General features: G+C 33.5%; 16 protein-coding genes and 3 pseudogenes. 13 read left to right on the forward strand and 6 right to left on the reverse strand.

Annotated features, from left to right (window positions below; translation table 11 throughout):
- The first annotated feature begins 3 nt into the window (after positions 1–3).
- Positions 4–610 (forward strand): annotated as a pseudogene (locus ILT06_RS15770) (DJ-1/PfpI family protein).
- 259 nt (positions 611–869) lie between these two features.
- Here ILT06_RS15770 and ILT06_RS15775 read toward each other — a convergent pair.
- Genes ILT06_RS15775 through ILT06_RS15795 form a run of 5 tightly spaced genes read right to left on the reverse strand, consistent with a single transcriptional unit; the run spans position 870 to position 5,467 of the window.
- Positions 870–1,301, reverse strand: coding sequence for a disulfide oxidoreductase (locus ILT06_RS15775; protein ID WP_088046746.1), 432 nt, complete (start codon positions 1,299–1,301; stop codon positions 870–872).
- On the reverse strand, positions 1,298–1,978 hold the full coding sequence (locus ILT06_RS15780) for a DsbA family protein (protein ID WP_222655277.1): 681 nt from the start codon (positions 1,976–1,978) through the stop codon (positions 1,298–1,300). Before ILT06_RS15780 ends, ILT06_RS15775 begins: the two co-directional genes overlap by 4 nt.
- A gap of 51 nt (positions 1,979–2,029) precedes the next feature.
- Positions 2,030–2,614: an SCO family protein gene (locus ILT06_RS15785; RefSeq protein ID WP_088046748.1), complete on the reverse strand. Its 585-nt coding sequence runs from the start codon at positions 2,612–2,614 to the stop codon at positions 2,030–2,032.
- 59 nt (positions 2,615–2,673) lie between these two features.
- Entirely contained in the window at positions 2,674–5,118 is a 2,445-nt protein-coding gene (locus ILT06_RS15790) for a heavy metal translocating P-type ATPase (protein ID WP_222655278.1), read from the reverse strand.
- Positions 5,108–5,467 carry an ArsR/SmtB family transcription factor gene (locus ILT06_RS15795; protein ID WP_000336202.1) on the reverse strand — a complete coding sequence of 120 codons (360 nt, stop codon included), beginning with the start codon at positions 5,465–5,467 and terminating at the stop codon, positions 5,108–5,110. Before ILT06_RS15795 ends, ILT06_RS15790 begins: the two co-directional genes overlap by 11 nt.
- Positions 5,468–5,789: 322 nt before the next feature.
- Between ILT06_RS15795 and ILT06_RS15800 the strand changes: the two genes are divergently transcribed.
- The 8 genes from ILT06_RS15800 (at position 5,790) to menA (ending at position 12,753) form a co-directional block, all read left to right on the forward strand.
- Positions 5,790–6,539: a metal ABC transporter ATP-binding protein gene (locus ILT06_RS15800; protein ID WP_064475759.1), complete on the forward strand. Its 750-nt coding sequence runs from the start codon at positions 5,790–5,792 to the stop codon at positions 6,537–6,539.
- Positions 6,536–7,402, forward strand: a complete 867-nt coding sequence (locus ILT06_RS15805) for a metal ABC transporter permease (protein WP_088046750.1) — start codon at positions 6,536–6,538, stop codon at positions 7,400–7,402. Before ILT06_RS15800 ends, ILT06_RS15805 begins: the two co-directional genes overlap by 4 nt.
- 17 nt (positions 7,403–7,419) lie before the next feature.
- Positions 7,420–8,355, forward strand: a complete 936-nt coding sequence (mntA, locus tag ILT06_RS15810; protein ID WP_064475757.1) for a manganese ABC transporter substrate-binding protein/adhesin MntA — start codon at positions 7,420–7,422, stop codon at positions 8,353–8,355.
- A gap of 265 nt (positions 8,356–8,620) precedes the next feature.
- Complete coding sequence (locus ILT06_RS15815; RefSeq protein WP_222655279.1) at positions 8,621–9,616, forward strand: CgeB family protein; 996 nt, start codon at positions 8,621–8,623, stop codon at positions 9,614–9,616.
- Between the two features lie 175 nt (positions 9,617–9,791).
- The gene (locus tag ILT06_RS15820) at positions 9,792–10,676 is read left to right on the forward strand and encodes an alpha/beta hydrolase (protein WP_222655280.1); all 885 of its coding nucleotides are present in this window, start codon (positions 9,792–9,794) and stop codon (positions 10,674–10,676) included.
- A 160-nt stretch (positions 10,677–10,836) separates the two neighbouring features.
- Positions 10,837–11,049: a hypothetical protein gene (locus ILT06_RS15825; protein ID WP_064475754.1), complete on the forward strand. Its 213-nt coding sequence runs from the start codon at positions 10,837–10,839 to the stop codon at positions 11,047–11,049.
- A gap of 144 nt (positions 11,050–11,193) precedes the next feature.
- Positions 11,194–11,469: a hypothetical protein gene (locus ILT06_RS15830; RefSeq protein WP_001176332.1), complete on the forward strand. Its 276-nt coding sequence runs from the start codon at positions 11,194–11,196 to the stop codon at positions 11,467–11,469.
- 372 nt (positions 11,470–11,841) lie between these two features.
- Entirely contained in the window at positions 11,842–12,753 is a 912-nt protein-coding gene (menA, locus tag ILT06_RS15835) for a 1,4-dihydroxy-2-naphthoate polyprenyltransferase (protein ID WP_064475753.1), read from the forward strand.
- Between the two features lie 97 nt (positions 12,754–12,850).
- On the opposite strand, the gene satA is transcribed toward menA, so the two are convergent.
- A complete protein-coding gene (gene satA, locus ILT06_RS15840; protein ID WP_222655281.1) occupies positions 12,851–13,402 on the reverse strand; it encodes a streptothricin N-acetyltransferase SatA in 552 nt (183 codons plus the stop codon).
- A gap of 252 nt (positions 13,403–13,654) precedes the next feature.
- Between satA and ILT06_RS15845 the strand changes: the two are divergent.
- The 4 genes and pseudogenes from ILT06_RS15845 to ILT06_RS15860 all read left to right on the forward strand — a co-directional run bounded on the left by ILT06_RS15845 (position 13,655) and on the right by ILT06_RS15860 (position 17,781).
- A pseudogene (locus ILT06_RS15845) lies at positions 13,655–14,056 on the forward strand (response regulator).
- Positions 14,053–15,837: pseudogene (locus tag ILT06_RS15850) on the forward strand (sensor histidine kinase). Before ILT06_RS15845 ends, ILT06_RS15850 begins: the two co-directional pseudogenes overlap by 4 nt.
- A gap of 126 nt (positions 15,838–15,963) precedes the next feature.
- Positions 15,964–16,647 (forward strand): N-acetylmuramoyl-L-alanine amidase family protein, encoded by a 684-nt coding sequence (locus tag ILT06_RS15855; protein ID WP_064475751.1) that lies wholly within the window; start codon positions 15,964–15,966, stop codon positions 16,645–16,647.
- Positions 16,648–16,938: 291 nt separating this feature from the next.
- Positions 16,939–17,781: a polysaccharide deacetylase family protein gene (locus ILT06_RS15860; protein ID WP_064475750.1), complete on the forward strand. Its 843-nt coding sequence runs from the start codon at positions 16,939–16,941 to the stop codon at positions 17,779–17,781.
- The last annotated feature ends 339 nt before the right edge of the window (positions 17,782–18,120 follow it).

Here is an 18,120-nt window from a genome sequence, read left to right on the forward strand (position 1 = left end):
AAAATGAAAATACAAATTGTATTGTTTGACGGTTTCGGAGAACTTGTCTCCTTTGCACCTTTTGAAGTACTGAAAAGAGCGATAGAAGAAGGGGCTCCATTTACGGTTGAACTCGTATCAAGTGAACGAAAACAAGAAATTACTACTTCGTTTGGAGTTACGATTAAACTACATGATTTTTTACGAATGGATAATCGTCCAGATTTGTTAATTGTACCTGGTGGTGGCTGGAATCATAAAGCTAAACACGGGGCGCGAAAGCAAGCTGAGCTTGGTACTTTGACTAAAATAATTAGAGAGATGCACAATGAAGGAACGATTGTTGCTGGAGTTTGTACTGGAGGTATGTTACTAGCTGCATCCGGTATATTGAATGATAAAAAGGCAACAATGCATCATTTGGCGCAGAGTGAAATTCCTACATATGGGGCAGAATTTCTTCCTTACAGAATTTGTGGATCAAGGCGATAGTATTACCGCAAGAGGAGTTACTTCAGGGCTTGATTTAGGACTTTGGATCACGGAGAGATTTGCAAGTCCTAAAATTGCGGCTGCTGTTGAATATAGAATGGAATACGAGAGGCGAGGGGTTGTTAGTAGGGAGTCATAATAAAAATAATACGTCATGTAAATCTAAAATATTTATGGAAATGGCAAGTCCTAATCCAGTTATCGTGTATGAGTAAATGGTAGCCATATGTGGATTCACTTATCAAGGACCTAAAATATAAAAAAAGCAGGAGATCACGAGTGATTTCCTGCTTTTTTCGTCTATAAAACTATTGTTCTTACAGTCGGGGTTTTCATTATACTCACAGTAACAAGGAATGCGATTTAAAAGCTCGATTTCTTTTTCTACCATTACCATATTAATTCGATCTCGTTAACAACATAAACAAAGTAATGAAAGAAAAAGCAATTAACGCTAAGAAGGGGATCGTTATAAAACCTAACCAATTAATATAATCGACATTACAAGGGACACCTTGCACGCACGGGTTAATCTCTGAAACGCCAGGGATTTTTTGTATTGCATAGTGATAAAGTGAAATACTCCCGCCGATAATAGAAATTGTTAATACATATTTTTTTATGTTTTTTTCATTACAGAACGTTGCAATGCCTAAAATAATACAGAGCGGATACATCATAATTCGTTGGTACCAACACAATTCACACGGTATGAACCCAAGAATCTCACTGAAAAATAGACTACCTAGTGTCGCTATCATTGATACAATCCATGCAAAATATAAAGTGTAATTACGCCATTCAAAATGCGTATTTGTTGTACTCATCATTTCTTGTCCTTTAATGCTTTTTCAATTAAATTTTTGATTTGTTCATAATCATAAGGGTCAGACAACATCGTTCCATTTATGACAATGCTCGGTGTTTGTTCTACACCGTAATCTTGCGTTAGTTTTTCATCTTTATTTACTTCTTCTTGCGCTGTTTGTTTTTTCAAATCTTCTTCAAGTTGAACAGTATTAATACTTGGTGTATATGTTTTCGCAATTTCTAATAGTTTTTCAGGAGTAATCCATGGATCATCGTGATTTGCTGGCTGTGCGTTAAATAATTCTTTATGGAAGCTCCAATATGCTTGTGGGTCTTGTTTATAAACAGATTCAGCAGCTAAAGCAGACAATTTAGATTCTGTTCCGTGGAATAAAACATTTACATATGAAAATTTAACTTTTCCTGTATCGATATAGTCTTTTTGAAGCTGAGGGAAGATACGCTCACCCCATGCTTTACAAGCAGGAAACTTAAAGTCGCCAAACTCAATAATAGAGACTGGTGCATCTTCTTTTCCTAAAGTAGGTTGTTTGCCGATAGGGGGTAAATCTTTTATTACTTTATTTGTCGCAACTTTATCTTCTTTATTTAAAACGACGAAAGCTGTAACAGCAACGAAAATGATTAATGTGGCAATGAATAATAATTTGATGTGAGAGTTTTGCTTTTTTTTCATATAAACACCTCGGATTTTTTAGTTAATAGAAACATAATAAGTAGTTTTTAGTTAACGTATTTTTTTAATATCACGGATCATATCTTCATATGGCGTGTTTTGAATACCTGAATACTTCTTCACAACTTTCCCGTCTTTATCTACAAGATAAAAGCTTGTACCATGTATAACTTGTGTATTGTTTTCTGGTTTCGTTACAAGTGTTTGGAAGTTATTTTTTGCAAACTTTTCAATTTCTGGTCGTGTATACCCTGTTAAAAAATGAGTTCGCTTCGCATCCATTTCATATACTTTCATAAACTCTGTTATTTTTTCAGGTGTGTCCACTTCAGGATCTACACTAAACGATACAAACTCTACATCTTTAATACCTTCTTTTTGCAACATGTTTTGAAGTTTTTCCATATTAGCTGTCATAGGAGGGCAAACGGTTTCACAACTTGTAAAAATAAAATCGGCTACCCAAACTTTATCCTTCAATTCAGATGAACCAAACTTTTTTCCATTTTGATCTGTAAAAGTAAACTTTTCTACATCCCAATTGAGTGAATCTCTTAATTTACTATCACTACATGCTCCTAAAATCGTAATGATAGAAATAAGTATGAGTAATGTAATGACACGCATTTTTTTCATATGTACATCCTTTCAAAATTTATTTAAGGTACGGAGCTACTAGGTAGCCCCGCATCTTATTATTTGTTTCGTAATAAACGCATACTGTTTAGGATTACAATAAGCGCAGCACCTGTATCACTTAGGACAGCCGTCCAAAGAGTAAGCCAGCCTGGGAAGATAAAGGCAAGGGCAATAAATTTAATAATCAATGAGAACCATATATTTTGTTTAATAATGTACAATGCTTTCCGGCTAAGTTTCATCGTAAACGGAAGTTTTTCAAGATTATCTGCCATTAATACAATATCTGCGGTTTCCATTGCTGTATCAGTTCCAGCACCGCCCATAGCAATTCCTAGATTTGCAGTAGCGAGGGCGGGGGCATCATTAATACCATCTCCAATCATAGCTACTGTTTTTCCTTCAGATTGAAGTTGTTTTACAGCATGCACTTTATCTTCTGGAAGTAAGTTAGCAAAATAACGATCTACTTTTGCTTTCTGTGCAATATGTTCAGCTGTTCCTTCATTGTCTCCTGTTAACATAACAGTTTCCTGAATACCTGCTCGTTTTAATTCTTGAATCGTTTCATAAGTCGTAGAGCGAATGGAATCTGCTACTGAAATCATTCCTAAAATCACTTTGTTCGTTCCAACAAGTATTACGGTTTGACCAATTCTTTGCATTTCTTCGATTGGTTCGTTCCACATTTGAAGTGAAACACCAAAATCTTCATATAATGCTTTATTTCCAGCGTAATAGGTCTTGCCATCTATCGTGACCTGTGCACCTTTTCCTACAATGGCGCGGAAATCTGTTCCGCTTTGAAGAGAAGTTTGATGTTCTTTCACATATGTTGTAATGGCTTTTGCAATGGGATGATTAGAATATTCTTCAATTGTTGCGGCAATGGATAGTAATTCATCTTCCGTACAATCTAAGCTTCGCACATGCATTACTTTTGGTTTTCCTTCAGTCAATGTACCTGTTTTATCAAATGCAATAGCATTTAATGCACCTGCAATTTCTAGTGCAGTACCACCTTTAATGAGTACACCGTTTCTTGCGGCATTTCCTATTGCAGATACGATTGCAACAGGAGTTGAGATAACTAAAGCACAAGGACACGCAACAACAAGAAGTTCTAACCCTTTATAAATCCATTCACCCATACCAAGAAGGGGAGGGATGATCATGACACCGATTGCTAATACAAAAACGATAGGTGTATAGATTTTTGCGAAACGATCCACAAATGCTTCTGTCGGTGCTTTCTTTTCCTGGGCTTCCTCTACAAGGTGGATAATTCGAGATAACGTAGTATCCTCAACGAGTTTAGTTACTGTAATCTCAAGTGAACCTTCCTCATTAATCGTCCCCGCATATACGGAATCACCAATTTGTTTATCAATTGGGATAGATTCACCAGTTATCGGAGCTTGGTTTACAGTAGAAGTGCCGCCTGTAACTGTGCCGTCTAATGGGATCTTTTCACCAGGTTTTACAACAATTGTTGTATGCACTGCAATATCATCTACAGATTTTTTTATAAGTTCAGTTCCAACTTTTATCCAAGCTTCTGACGGTGCTAAATCAATTAATCCGCGAATAGATTCTCGTGTACGTTCAATTGATTTATTTTGCAAAGTTGCACCTAATGCAAATAGCCAAACAACGGTTGCACCTTCTAGCCATTGACCAATTAATGCAGCACCAATTGCAGCTGATATCATAAGAACATTCATATCAAGTGATTTACTTCTAATTGCATAAAAGGCGCTTTTAGCAGGTTTATAACCACCGATACCGATACTCGCCGCATAGAGAAGTGTAATAAGAAGAGGTGATATGTTTGTAAAACTTCCTCCAAACCCTAAAGCTAAAAATAATCCTGAAAGAATTAAAGTTGTATTTTTAGCTTTTTGAACAGGAGCGGACCCTCTGCGGGCTCCTGCTAAGGAAGCCCCAAACCCTGCATTAGACACTTCTTTTATAATGTCATCCACATCGCGGTCATGACGAATATGCATTTTTCCAGTAGCAAAGTTTACTCGAACTTCTTCTACGCCTGAAACATTTTGTAGATGTTTTTCGATTGTTAAGGCACACGCCCCGCAATCCATTCCGTCCACTACGTATGTTTGTACACTGTCTCCTACTATTTTCTGAGTAGCACGAGTAGGAGATGCATCTTCGCATGAGTTGTCACTACAGCAAGAAGACTTTGATGTCGTTTGTTCTTTTTCTAGAGCTAATTCAGATGAACAGCAGGAAGAACTATTTTCTGTTTTTATAGAATCATTGTTACTACTGCAACAAGAGGTTTCCTTCGTGATAGGAACAACTGGAATCTCTTTATTAGAGGAGCAACATGATGAAGGTTCTTTTGGAATCTCTTCTTTTATAGTTTTGTTTTCAGTACTACAACAAGAAGTTTTCTTAGCAATAGAAACAACTGGAATCTCTTTTTTTGAAGAACAACATGACGAAGTTTGTTTTTCCTTCTCGTTCTTATTTGTCATGACAGTTTTCTCCTTTTTGAGATAAACAAGCATCGTTTTTATCACATGATGCTACTTCATTTTGTACTTCATGAAAAACGACATCAAACATAGTGAGTAACTGTTCAATTTGCTTATTGCGTAAGGAATAGTGGACGTATTTTCCTTCCTGTCTACCTAGGATGATTCCGCATCCTTTTAAACAGTTTAAGTGCTGAGATATATTTGACTGATTTCCTTGCGTGATTTCCACAATTTCAGATACTGTTTTTTCACCATCCATCATACATTGAAGAATTTGTAATCTTGTTTTATCAGCAAAGCCACGGATGAACTTGGCTTTTACATCTGAATCATTTGAGTTGCACAATTGTATCCTCTCCATTCGTATTAGTAATTACTAATATGTTATTCTTTATTCATATTAGCATTGGCTAATATGTGTGTCAAAATGAATTGAGAAAAGTTTGATATTTTTGTTTTTTAGAGGCAAGTTTTCACAATATATTCATAAAGTAATAAAAAGAAGTTTACAAATTTGCATCTAGATTATATAATTTGACTCATATAAAAAAGTTTCCTTAAGGAAACTTTGGTGTGAATTTACATTCGCATTATATTTTTTTGTTTGAAAGTTGCCTTAGTGCAAAATAATTATATAGATGAAAAAAAGAAAGGGGAATGCACAAAAAATGGATGAGGCTATAATTGTCAAAGATTTGTTTGTATCTTATCAAGGGAATCAAGTAGTTCAAAATGTTTCCTTCGATATTGAAAAAGGGAAGCTCGTTGGAATTATTGGTCCAAACGGTGCGGGGAAATCTACTTTAATGAAAGCTGTTTTAGATCTAATTCCAAGTGATAAGGGATATGTTCAAGTCCTTGGAGAGGATATTCGAAGTGCTAGAAAGCATGTTGCTTATGTACCACAAAGAAGTGATATAGATTGGGATTTCCCGATTACAGTTTTAGATGTGGTACTAATCGGAACGTATCCATCTTTAGGGATGATGAAAAGACCGAAGCAAGAGCATCGAGATTGGGCTTTTGAATGTCTAAAAAAAGTCGGTATGGAGGAATTTAAAAATCGTCAAATTGGTGAGCTTTCAGGTGGACAACAACAACGGGTCTTTTTAGCGAGAGCATTAGCACAAAAGGCAGAAATATTTTTCCTAGATGAACCATTTGTAGGAATTGATGTAACAAGTGAAGAGACAATTATTAAAATCCTTAGAGAATTACGCAAAGAAGGGAAAACAATTGTCGTAGTACATCACGATTTAAGTAAAGCAGAATCGTATTTTGATAAATTGCTATTATTGAATAAGAGCTTAATTCATTACGGAGAAGTAAGGCAAGTACTAGAACCAACTGTTATGTCAAAAGCGTATGTAAATCACGGCATATTGTTTAATAATGCAGCGGAGGTACATTCATCATGAAGATTATAGAATTTATAGATGCATTAATGCAGTACGGTTTTCTGCAGAAAGCGTTATTAACTTCCGTTATGGTAGGAGTGATTTGCGGCGTAATTGGATGTTTTATTATTTTACGAGGTATGGCTTTAATGGGGGATGCCATTTCGCATGCTGTTCTTCCAGGGGTAGCACTTTCTTATATGATTGGTATGAACTATTTTATAGGAGCGGTTTTAACAGGTGTTATTACAGCAGTCGGAATTGGGTTTGTAAGTCAAAATAGTCGAATTAAACATGATATGGCGATAGGGATTATGTTTACATCTGTTTTCGCTGTAGGGATTATTTTAATTACCTTTATGAAAAGTAGTTCGGATTTGTATCATATTTTATTCGGGAATGTGCTATCAGTTCGCTCTTCCGATATGTGGATGACACTTATTATTGGAGTTGTCATTATTGGTCTTGTGATTTTGTTTTATAAAGAACTACTCGTATCCACTTTTGATCCAACGATGGCGCAAAGTTATGGGTTGCCAAATAAGTGGATTCATTACGGCTTAATGATTCTTCTTACAATGGTTACAGTTGCTTCACTTCAAACTGTAGGAATTATTCTAGTTGTCGCTATGCTTATTACACCGGCGGCTACAGCGTATTTATTAACAAACCGTTTATGGGTCATGATTTATTTAGCGGCAGGTATTGGTGCACTTTCATCTGTAGTAGGGCTATATTTTAGTTTCTCTTATAATCTTGCTTCAGGTGCAACGATTGTTCTTGTTGCAACATTCTTATTCGCATTGGCATTCTTTTTCTCACCGTCACAAGGTTTGTTTTGGAGAGTTATCAAAATTAGAAAAAATAGAGCAGAGTTGTCATAATTGATTGGAGGATAAAGATGAAATTCAAAAATGTTTTATTATCAATACTTTGTATTTTCGTATTTGCATTAACAGCGTGTTCTAGTAACACAAATGGGAAAGAAGAGAAAAGTGGGAAATTAAAAGTTGTAACTACATACTCCATTATATATGATATGGTGAAGCAAATTGGTGGAGATAAAGTTGAGATTCATAGTCTTGTTCCAATTGGAGCTAACCCACATGAATATGATCCACTACCAAAAGATGTTATGAAAATGACAGATGCAGATATGGTGTTTTACAATGGGTTAAACCTAGAAGAGGGCGGAGCATGGTTTAAAAAACTATTAAAAACGGCAAATAAATCAGAGAAAGATGCACCTGTTTATAAAGTAAGTGAAGGTGTAGAAGCTATTTATTTAGAAACAAAAGGATTAGAAAAAGAACCAGATCCACATGCTTGGATGAATATTAAAAATGGTATTGTATACGCTGAAAATGTGAAGAAGGCATTAATTAAAGAAGATCCTAAAAATAAAGAGTTCTATACTAAAAATGCCGACAAGTATGTAGCGGAACTTCAAAAATTACATGATGAGACAGTCAACAGAATTCATCAAATCCCTGAAGAAAAACGTTTCTTAATTTCTAGTGAAGGTGCATTTAAATATTTTGGAAAAGCATATGGCATTAAGACGGGATACATTTGGGAAATCAACTCAGAAAATCAAGGTACACCAGATCAAATTAGAGATGTTGTAAGTGTAATTCAAACAAACAAAGTGCCAGCTTTATTTGTTGAAACAAGTGTAGATCGACGTAGCATGGAAACTGTTTCAAAAGAAACAAACGTACCAATTGCAGGTACAATTTTTACAGATTCACTAGGTAAATCAGGTGAGGATGGAGATACTTACTTGAAAATGATGAAATGGAATACAGATACCATTATTAAAGGGTTACAAAAGTAAAACTTAGCTAGTGTAACTATTGAAGTTTTATACGATAAGAAAGAGCCAACTCATGTGAATTGGCTCTTTTTTTATGTACCATGTTTTATTAATAATTGGACTGAATATGACCTAGTTTTATTCCCTTTGTGCCAGCTTCCAAAATGAGAGGAGTTCAACATAATGGACATAAACGTTGCTTATACATGTAAAGTAAGATGTCATAAAATGAATAAAGACTGCTAATTTTTGCGCACTTTGATTATGTAGAAATAGGGGGGATGACATGAAAGATAATACGCCTAAAAAAATTTTATTTATCCAATCAGGAATTCCTTTTTATTACCCAATGATCGAAGAAGCAATTTTGAATAGTTTACAAAAGGTAAACAGTAATACAATTATGGTGAACCCAGAACGAGCGGTAGAAACTGCATTAAAAATGAAACCGGATTTTATTTTGGTACTAAGTGGTTTAAACGAGGGATGTATTAGTGTCATGCCAGTCCTAAAGAGTGCAGGTTTTACTACTGGAATTTGGTTGACAGATGATCCGTATTATACGGATGTAACACAAAATCTTGTTCCGTATTATGATTACATATTTACGCAAGATTTAAATTGTATCAAGTTTTATAGGGGGTTAGGATGTAATAATGTGTTTCATCTCCCGTTAGCAGCAAATCAAGATGTGTTTAAGCCTTCTCAAAAAGAAGATACATATAAGTATGATCTTAGTTTTATAGGTACAGCATTTGAAAATAGAATTAACTTTGTTGATTCTATTTCAGAGTATTTAGTAGAAAAAAACATAAAAATTGTGGGATTCGGTTGGGAGAAGTTAAAGAATTATGAAAGGTTAAAGAATAAAATACAAATCTTGCCACTTGCAAAGTATGAAGATGCATTACAATTTTACGTATCAACTAAAATCAATATAAATTTACACCGTTCACCAAATGATCAGGAATTGAATTGTAATGCTGCAAACATCCAAGCATATTCAGTAAACAATAGGACGTTTGAAATTAATGCTGTAGGTTCTTTTCAATTAACTGATATACGCCCAGATGTAGCAAAGCATTACATACCAGGTGTTGAAATAGAAACCTTTTACAGTGCACCAGATTTTATACAAAAAGCAGAGTATTATTTGGAACATGTACAAGAAAGAAAACAAATTGCAAAAAATGGACTGGATAGAACTTTAAAAAATCACACATATGATAAACGCATATTACAACTATTAAACTATATTAATTTCATAGGCGTGAAGATGTAGTCTAACCATTAACTGAAATGATAACCGTTGGGTGCTTTCAACGAGAGTTAACTCTCGGATTCTATAAAATCATTTACGAAAAAGGGATTTGGATAATTTTGCTGAGTTTATTCATTTAGAAAAAACGATTTTGCATACAAACTAATTTACATCTAACAATTAGAGGAGATTAAAAATGAATCACTTTTTTGTAGAATTTGGTGAATATGAAGCAAGTGTTTGTGAATGGGGAGATGAAAGTAATCCTCAAATCATTTGTTTTCATGGTTTAGGAAGTACAAAATTAAGTTTTATAGAAATAGCGGAACTTTTACAGGATAAATATCATATTGTATCGTTTGATCTACCTGGACATGGGAAAACACGAAGTTTTGGGAAGGATGAAGATTACGGTGCATCTCATTTAACAAATTGGGTAGTAGCATTACTTGAGCAAATAAGAAAAGAAACATTTCATATAATAGCGCATTCATGGGGAGCAAGCGTTGCGCTTCACTATGCAACAGAATGTACAGACAAAGTGAATAAAATGGTTTTGTTAGATGGTGGTTATCATCATGGTAAAATGAATGCAAATTATTTTGCGGAGCTATATAAAGGTGCGAAAGAAGGAGAGTGCCCACCTCGGTCATTAGAAGAAGAAATCACCCATTATGAGAAAGATTTTGATGAATATATTTTTGACAGTAAAGAAGCGTTCATCCAATCAGAAAAAATGGTTTACACTAGATGGTCGCCATTAATAGAGCGTGCGGTTTATGATTTAATGAGAGAAGAAGATAATAAAGTGAAATGGCATGCTACTGGCGATACCGCTAGAAGTGTAATTAAGTTTCAATATACAGTGTATAAGACATTGAAATCTCATAAAATTAAAAGCGATATTTTACTATTGTATTGTGATCTTCCACATAATTATTTAGAAATAAGAGAATTGCAGATTGCGGAATTTAGGAAGCATATTGATATTACGACTAAGCTTTATACAGATACAGGGCACCTAATGCATTGGGATAGACCGGAAGAGATTGCCGAGGATGTTTTACATTGGTTCATATAAAGGAGGTCCGTTGTTCGAATTTGAGCAACGGATTTTCTTTTGAAAAATTTAATGTAGTTGTCATAATCAGTTCCTTGTAAATAGACATAATAAAAACTAGTTATAAGTTCAAAAGGAAAAAAGTGATGAAAATAAAGAATTAACAAAGCAAGCCAATGCATTGCAAGGTGAGATTCAACAAGAATTTTTAGCTACATTTAATAAGTTGAACATGAATGATATTACTGGCGATGTAAAAGAAGCCCGTAAATCTTTAGATGATCTTATGGCTTGGATACAACAATCTGACCTATTAAAATCTCAAAAGGATTTTGTTGATACGTTACCTGAAAAAGAAACAAGTATCTCTAAACTAGAGGAAAGTAAAAAATAAAGAAAAGAGGTTGCCTAAAAGTAACTACTCAGCGACTTTTGGGACAACCTCTTCTTTTTGTTGTAGATTTTCAAGAAAAATTTAGAATAAAATAAAAAATATAATCACCTACCTATTATTCACTAATGAAAAGAGGCTAGCGAAATGCAACTGAAGTATGGGAAGCACATTAATATATTATCTATTGTTCTAACTTTGTTCTCTTTTTCTGTAATTGTAAGTTTCTCTACCTGGTTGAGTGGATATTCAATTCCCAACCTTTCTACAATGCTTAAGGTAACAATGTTGAGTGCATTTATTCTTGGCATTATAGGGTTTAGACAAGAGAAAAGCGCACTAGCGATTATAATTATGGGAATATGTGCCTTTGCTCTAGTCGTTCTATATACTTATGCGGTTATAAGTTTTCTTGAGCATTAAACACCATAAAAAAGAAACGAACATTTTTGTTCGTTTCTTTTTTTGGGATGATTATTATAAAATAGCCTCTTCTAATGATTGAGTGCTGAATCCAAGAATTAATTTTTGAATGTTATTTTCATGATCTTTTACAATGATATATGGAACGCCCTGTACGTTAAAGGGTTCAACCTCTTCTTTTTCTTATGGGGTATTAGGGGTACCACCCCATATTAGAAAAAATGATATTTTGATGCAAAGTTATGGTGCAGGCAAGAGCATTAAAGTTCTATCGCCAATTCTTTTTTTGATATAATAGATGTGAAGCAGAAAATAGATAGAAAGATACTGCTAGTCATTTATACTTAAAAGGTAGGGAGATTGAACAGCGTTATGGGGAATGAAAAAGAAATTAGTTCCGCTAAATTAATATGGAAGATGACGCGCCCGCATACATTAACGGCGACGTTTTCTCCTGTAATTTTAGGAACAGTAGCATCACTGTATGTTACAGACATTCATTGGCTTTTATTTATTGCGATGATGGTTGCATGTTTAGCATTGCAAATAGCAACGAACTTATTTAATGAGTACTATGATTTCAAACGTGGATTAGATACCGCTGATTCTGTTGGCATCGGTGGTGGAATTGTCCGTCATGGATTGAAACCAAAAAATGTGTTAACAGTTGCGCTTTTATTGTATGTAGTAGCAGCACTTATTGGAGTTTATATTTGTATGAATAGCAGCTGGTGGTTAGTCGTTATTGGTTTAATTGGGATGGCGGTTGGCTACTTATATACAGGTGGTCCATTACCAATTGCGTACACTCCGTTTGGAGAATTAGTTTCTGGATTGTTAATGGGGACATGTTTTGTACTCATTGCTTTCTTTATTCAAACGAATACGATAACGATTGAAAGTGTATTGATTTCCATTCCAATTGGAATTTTAGTCGGTGCAATTAACATGTCTAATAACATCCGAGATATCGAAGAAGATATTAAAGGTGGAAGAAAGACATTAGTAATCCTCCTCGGGAGAGAAAAAGCAATAGTAACACTAGCTGTAGCCTTTTTCATTGCTTATTTATGGATCGCGGTGATTGTATTGATGGGTTATATAAGCCCTTGGGCATTAGTTATGTTCCTAGGTTTGAGAAAGCCAATCTCTGCTATTCAAAGCTTCCAAAAAGGAGCAAAAGATCCCGGGTATATGCGCATCGCAATGAAATCAACAGCGATGACAAATACGATTTTCGGCTTCTTATTATCAGCAGGATTATTAATTAGCTACTTGTTTTAAATGAAAACTATTGTTAAATAACTTAACCCCAATTTCTCAATTTTAATATGGAGAGATTGGGGTTTTATTTTGAGTTTTTTAACGTTATAAACTATTCTCATTTGAAATGCATATACCAATAAATTGCAATTTCATCACTTGTCATATCCAAACCTTTATAAACAAGAAAATCAAATCCGCCTATTACAAATCCACATTTTTCATAGAACTTACATGCTGCGACATTATTATTTTGCGTTTCAAGCATGATACCGGGCATGTTGCCTTCTTTTGCCCATTGCTTTGCTTGATCAACTAATCTTTTACCAACCCCGAGTGTACGATGTTTTTTATCCACCGTTATATCTTCTATGTAAGCATAGTGATTCCAATTCTTTTTCAATACTATTAATCCGAGGATTTGGTTATGTAACAGTGCTATGTAAATTACTTGATTGGGCTTATTTATATATTCATTGTACGCCAGTTCTTCATTATCATTTTGTAAATAACTTTTTTCATAACTCGGAACGTCTTCTACTGTATATTCTATGCGTCTACTTACTTTTGAAAGAGAAAGAATTAACCGAGCATTCACTATAAAACTGTCATCAATCTCTGGGTGATTGTCTAAATCATTTGTTTCTAACTTTCTAATTAAAAGGCTCATCGTGATACCTCCAAATCATATTATTTTTTCTGGCTCTTTATGTGATTCAAATTTATTCCAATTACAAAATTATAATGGAATTTCAATAGTAAGGCTATCTCTGCATTTTATCTTTATACCGTCATGCTATTATCTAGATATAACTATGTTGTATGTAGTAGTGACGGAAATAGTGAAAGATTTCTAATTGGTTAACATATAAAATGAACTATTTCTTCCTAACCATAAAATGAATCGTGGAGAAGATAAAGGATGCAAAAAACAATATTAATTGTAGAAGATGAAGATATTTTACGTGAGATTATGAAGAATTACTTATTAAACGAAGGGTATAACGTCTTAGAGGCGATTGATGGGAAAGAAGCATTATCTATATTTGAAGAGCATGAGGTACATTTAATTATTCTAGACATTATGTTACCAGAATTAGATGGTTGGGCGGTCTGTCGGCGAATTCGGAAGAAATCTAATGTACCTATTATTATGTTAAAGGCTCGGATAGATGAGGATGATACTCAACTCGGATTTTAACTAGGAGCAGATGATCGCACTATTAATAGTCATATTCGTAATTTTTGTCATAAATTAGGACAAAAAGCAGCTTGTATTGTAACTGTTGTGCGTGCTGGTAATAAATTTGAGGGACAAGTATGAAAAAAGGAATTGTATTAAAGTTATTTATTTTAACAACAGCATTATACACACTTATTTTAGTAACTATTTTTATTGGACAAACTATATTTTTTAAGCAATACTACGCAAATCGAAAAGTTAATGATATTAAAACAAATATTCAATCCTTTGAAAAAGCATATGTAAAAGCTGGAGATGATGCGAAAGCAATTCAAGAATTGGAACAAAATTTCTATCAAGAGAATGCGACATGGATTACAACGTTAGATCGTGTAGGTAATATAAAATATGCAAATGATTTTTCTATAGAAATTCAATTAGACCCTAACGAAAATAAGAGATTTTCTGAACGTTCCATTCACATACCGTTGTATAGTTTTATCAATTTAGAAGATATACAAAGGATGAAATATAGTTTAGAACAAGGGAGTCATATTATTATCGATGGAGTACAGAAGGGGGATATAGTAGTCCCTGCGATGTTAACAATAAAAGAGAAGAATGTCGGGCTAGAGAACAAGCAACTGTCAGAAAGATTGTATGGGCCAAAAGCTGTATCTTCAAAAGAAAGTTCACAATTATATTTAGCAGGAATCATTCAAAACGTGCAATTACCGGAGGGGACTGTAGGAACGAATTTTATATATGGAAATCGTGTGCTTATAGATAGAATAAAACAATTTCAGGTTGATTTATTATTGGATTAAAAATTTAATGATGTTACTTCTATAGAAATAATGGATTACGAAGAAAATGATATTAAATATAAACTATTAATCAAGCCGACAAAAGACGCAGAGGGTAAGATAAACTATATATTTGCTATGACATCATTGCAACCAGTTGATGAAGCAGTGCAAATGATAAAGGATTATTACGTATATTTAATTATCTTTGTACTGATTTTAATTGTTTTAATATCGTTCTATTACTCAAAAAAAATCGCCAAGCCATTATTACAAATAAATGATACTACAAAAAAAATTGCGGGTTTAGATTTCTCAGAGACGATATCTATTACTACAAGGGATGAGATAGGTGATTTATCACAAAATATTAACACACTTTCTAAAGCTTTGCATTCGTATATTCATCAATTACAGCAAGATATAGAGAAAGAAAAGCAATTAGAAAATACACGTAAAGAATTTATCGCGGGTGTTTCACATGAGTTAAAAACACCTTTAAGTATTATGAAGAGCTGTATTTCAATTTTGGAGGATGGTGTTGCTAGTAATAAAAAGGAGTATTACTTTAAAGCAATGTCAAAAGAAGTAGATAAAATGGATATGCTCATCATTGATATGCTGGAGTTAGCAAAATTCGAATCTGGTACGTATAAAATGGAAATGGATGTTTTCTATATTGATGAGATGATTGATTATATATGTGAACAATTAAGCCCGGATATAACAGCTAAGCAATTACATGTTTATAAAGAACTTTCTAAAATTGAAGTTGTTGCAAACCAACATCGCATAGAACAAGTTATAACTAACTTTATTACGAATGCAATTCGTTACACACCAGAACAGGAGACTATCATTATTTCTACAATAGAAGAGAATGAACGTGTAAAAGTATGTGTAGAAAATAAAGGAGCACATATTGAACTAGAACATTTAGAAAAAATATGGGATCGTTTTTATCGAGGAGATACGTCACGTCAACGTTCAAAAGGTGGAACAGGATTAGGCCTTGCTATTTCAAAGAATATTTTAGAGCTACATGGTGCGGGATATGGTGTTTTGAATACAGAAGATGGCGTATTATTTTTCTTCTATTTGAATAAAAACGTGTAGAATTTCCGTTCTACACGTTTTTATCATTTTTAAACAAAATCGACATTATCTGCATTTTATCTTTATTAGCATTCATTACTATTTTCATTAGAAACGGAATGAAAAGCTGATAAGGAGATTATTAAAATGAAAAAAAGAGTGATATTGCTTTTGCTTATTATAATAATAATGGGTACAGGCGTTAGTTTCATACATGCTAAAGGGTACAAAAATATATCAAAAGAGAATCTACGATTAAAAGGAAAAACAATTGTAATTGATCCGGGACACGGTGGAGGAGATAGAGGGACGAAAGGAAAGAAATTTGGAACGATTGAAAAAGAACTTAATTTAAAAGTAGCACAAAATATAAAGAAAGAATTAGAAGAAAGAACGGATGCAAAAGTTATATTAACACGTGAAAAAGATACGAGTTTACTTCCAGAAACAAAACAAAGGGAAGAATTGCAAGCTCGTGTCAAAGTAGCGAAAGAATATGCGGCGGATCTTTATATTAGCATTCATCATGATGCTTTTGAGGATACAAATGTAAAAGGAATAACAACTCATTATGGATCTAATAAAAGGAAAGATAAAAAATTAGCTAAGATCGTACAAGAAGCCATTTTTGATCAAAATATAGACAGCCGAGATAGAGGCGTTCATGGCAGTGATTTTCTTGTCTTACGAGAAAATCCTTCTCCATCTATCTTAATTGAATTAGGATTTACATCTAATGCGAGTGATGAAAAAAGAATGAATTCAGAAGAATTCCAAGCGAAATCGCAAAAAGGTATTGTGGACGGCATTATTAATTATTTTATTATGTAATAAAATAGGCAAATAGAAAATTACTATTCTTTCTAAATCTTAATTAGGAAGAGTAGTATTTTTTATTTTGGGTGTATATCCATTTTTCAAATTAGAAACAAATATTTTTCTAAAGAGTGAATGCAATACGCTATTCTTTAACTGATTTCGACATTATCTGCATTTTATCTTTATCCGTCTCTATTAATCTATTTATTGTAAATACCGGTTGAAACGAATGATTCAGTCGAGTAAAGGCTCAACCTTTTAAATAATGAATATGAAAATTAATAGGGAAAGGATCGAAAAATAATGAAAGAATCACAAAGTAAGAAAAAAACAAGTCGATTAACTAAGGTAATAATATCTCTAGGAGTTGTTTTAGCAACGACCTTTTTCACATTCTTTTTAATAGGGGAATGGAACTCTATCTCAGCGAAGGGAGTAGCTAAGGAAAATATGAAACAAGTTAATACGCAACAACAAGAAAAGAAAAAGGAAACACCACCGACAAAACAAAAAAGACCTGATGGAAAACCGGTAGGAAAAGTTGTTTATTTAACATTTGATGATGGTCCTAGCGAATTAACTGGGAAATTTTTAGATGTACTAAAAGAACAAAATGTTGCCTCTACATTTTTTATGCAAGGTAGCAATTTACAAAATACAGGTTTTCAGGAAAATGTAAAAAGAGCGGTAAAAGAAGGACATTATATTGGTGCTCATAGTATGACACATAACAGTGATAAGCTATACAAAAAAGGACAATTTGTACCGGAGATGAAAGAAACGTTAGCTCTTATCCATAATATTACGGGTACAACTCCTAAACTAGTTCGTCCGCCATATGGATCTGCACCAGGATTAAAGGGTGAGGAAATTCGTAATCAAATTGTAGAAGCAGCAATAAAAGTTTGGGATTGGACAATAGACTCAAATGATTGGAAATTAAAAGATAATCCAACTCAGATTATCGAAAATGTAAAGAAACAAACAACAGAAGAAGTAGAAGTTGTTTTAATGCATGAAAAGGCGCAAACATTACAAGCTCTTCCTGAAATTATTAAATTTTATAAAGAGCAAGGGTATGAATTTGGGGTATATAATGATGAAGATCATTTTCGTTTAAACTTCCAGAAAGATCAACGTCTATAGTATAAACATAGTTATCTTAAAAGGTGTTTTCTATTACTAAATCAATAACTAAAAATAGAGCCGATTTCCTATAAGATAAAGAAATCGGCTCTATTTTTAGTAGTTGCTATTATTTTTTATGTATGCCCAGATGTTTAATGGATAAATTTACTTAATAGCATCATGGACAAAAACGGAAAAAGATTTTAGAGATAAAATATCTTATCGCTGATGCTGAAACAAAGACCACCCTTTGGACTGGAGAAGATAAAGGAATGAAAAAAATAAGCTGATTGAATCAACTTATTTTTAATTTACTATCTTCAATTGTCCTATTATTTCTTCCGGAATATCCCCTTC

Source organism: Bacillus sp. 17RED48 (assembly GCF_019837545.1).
Lineage (GTDB): Bacteria > Bacillota > Bacilli > Bacillales > Bacillaceae_G > Bacillus_A > Bacillus_A wiedmannii.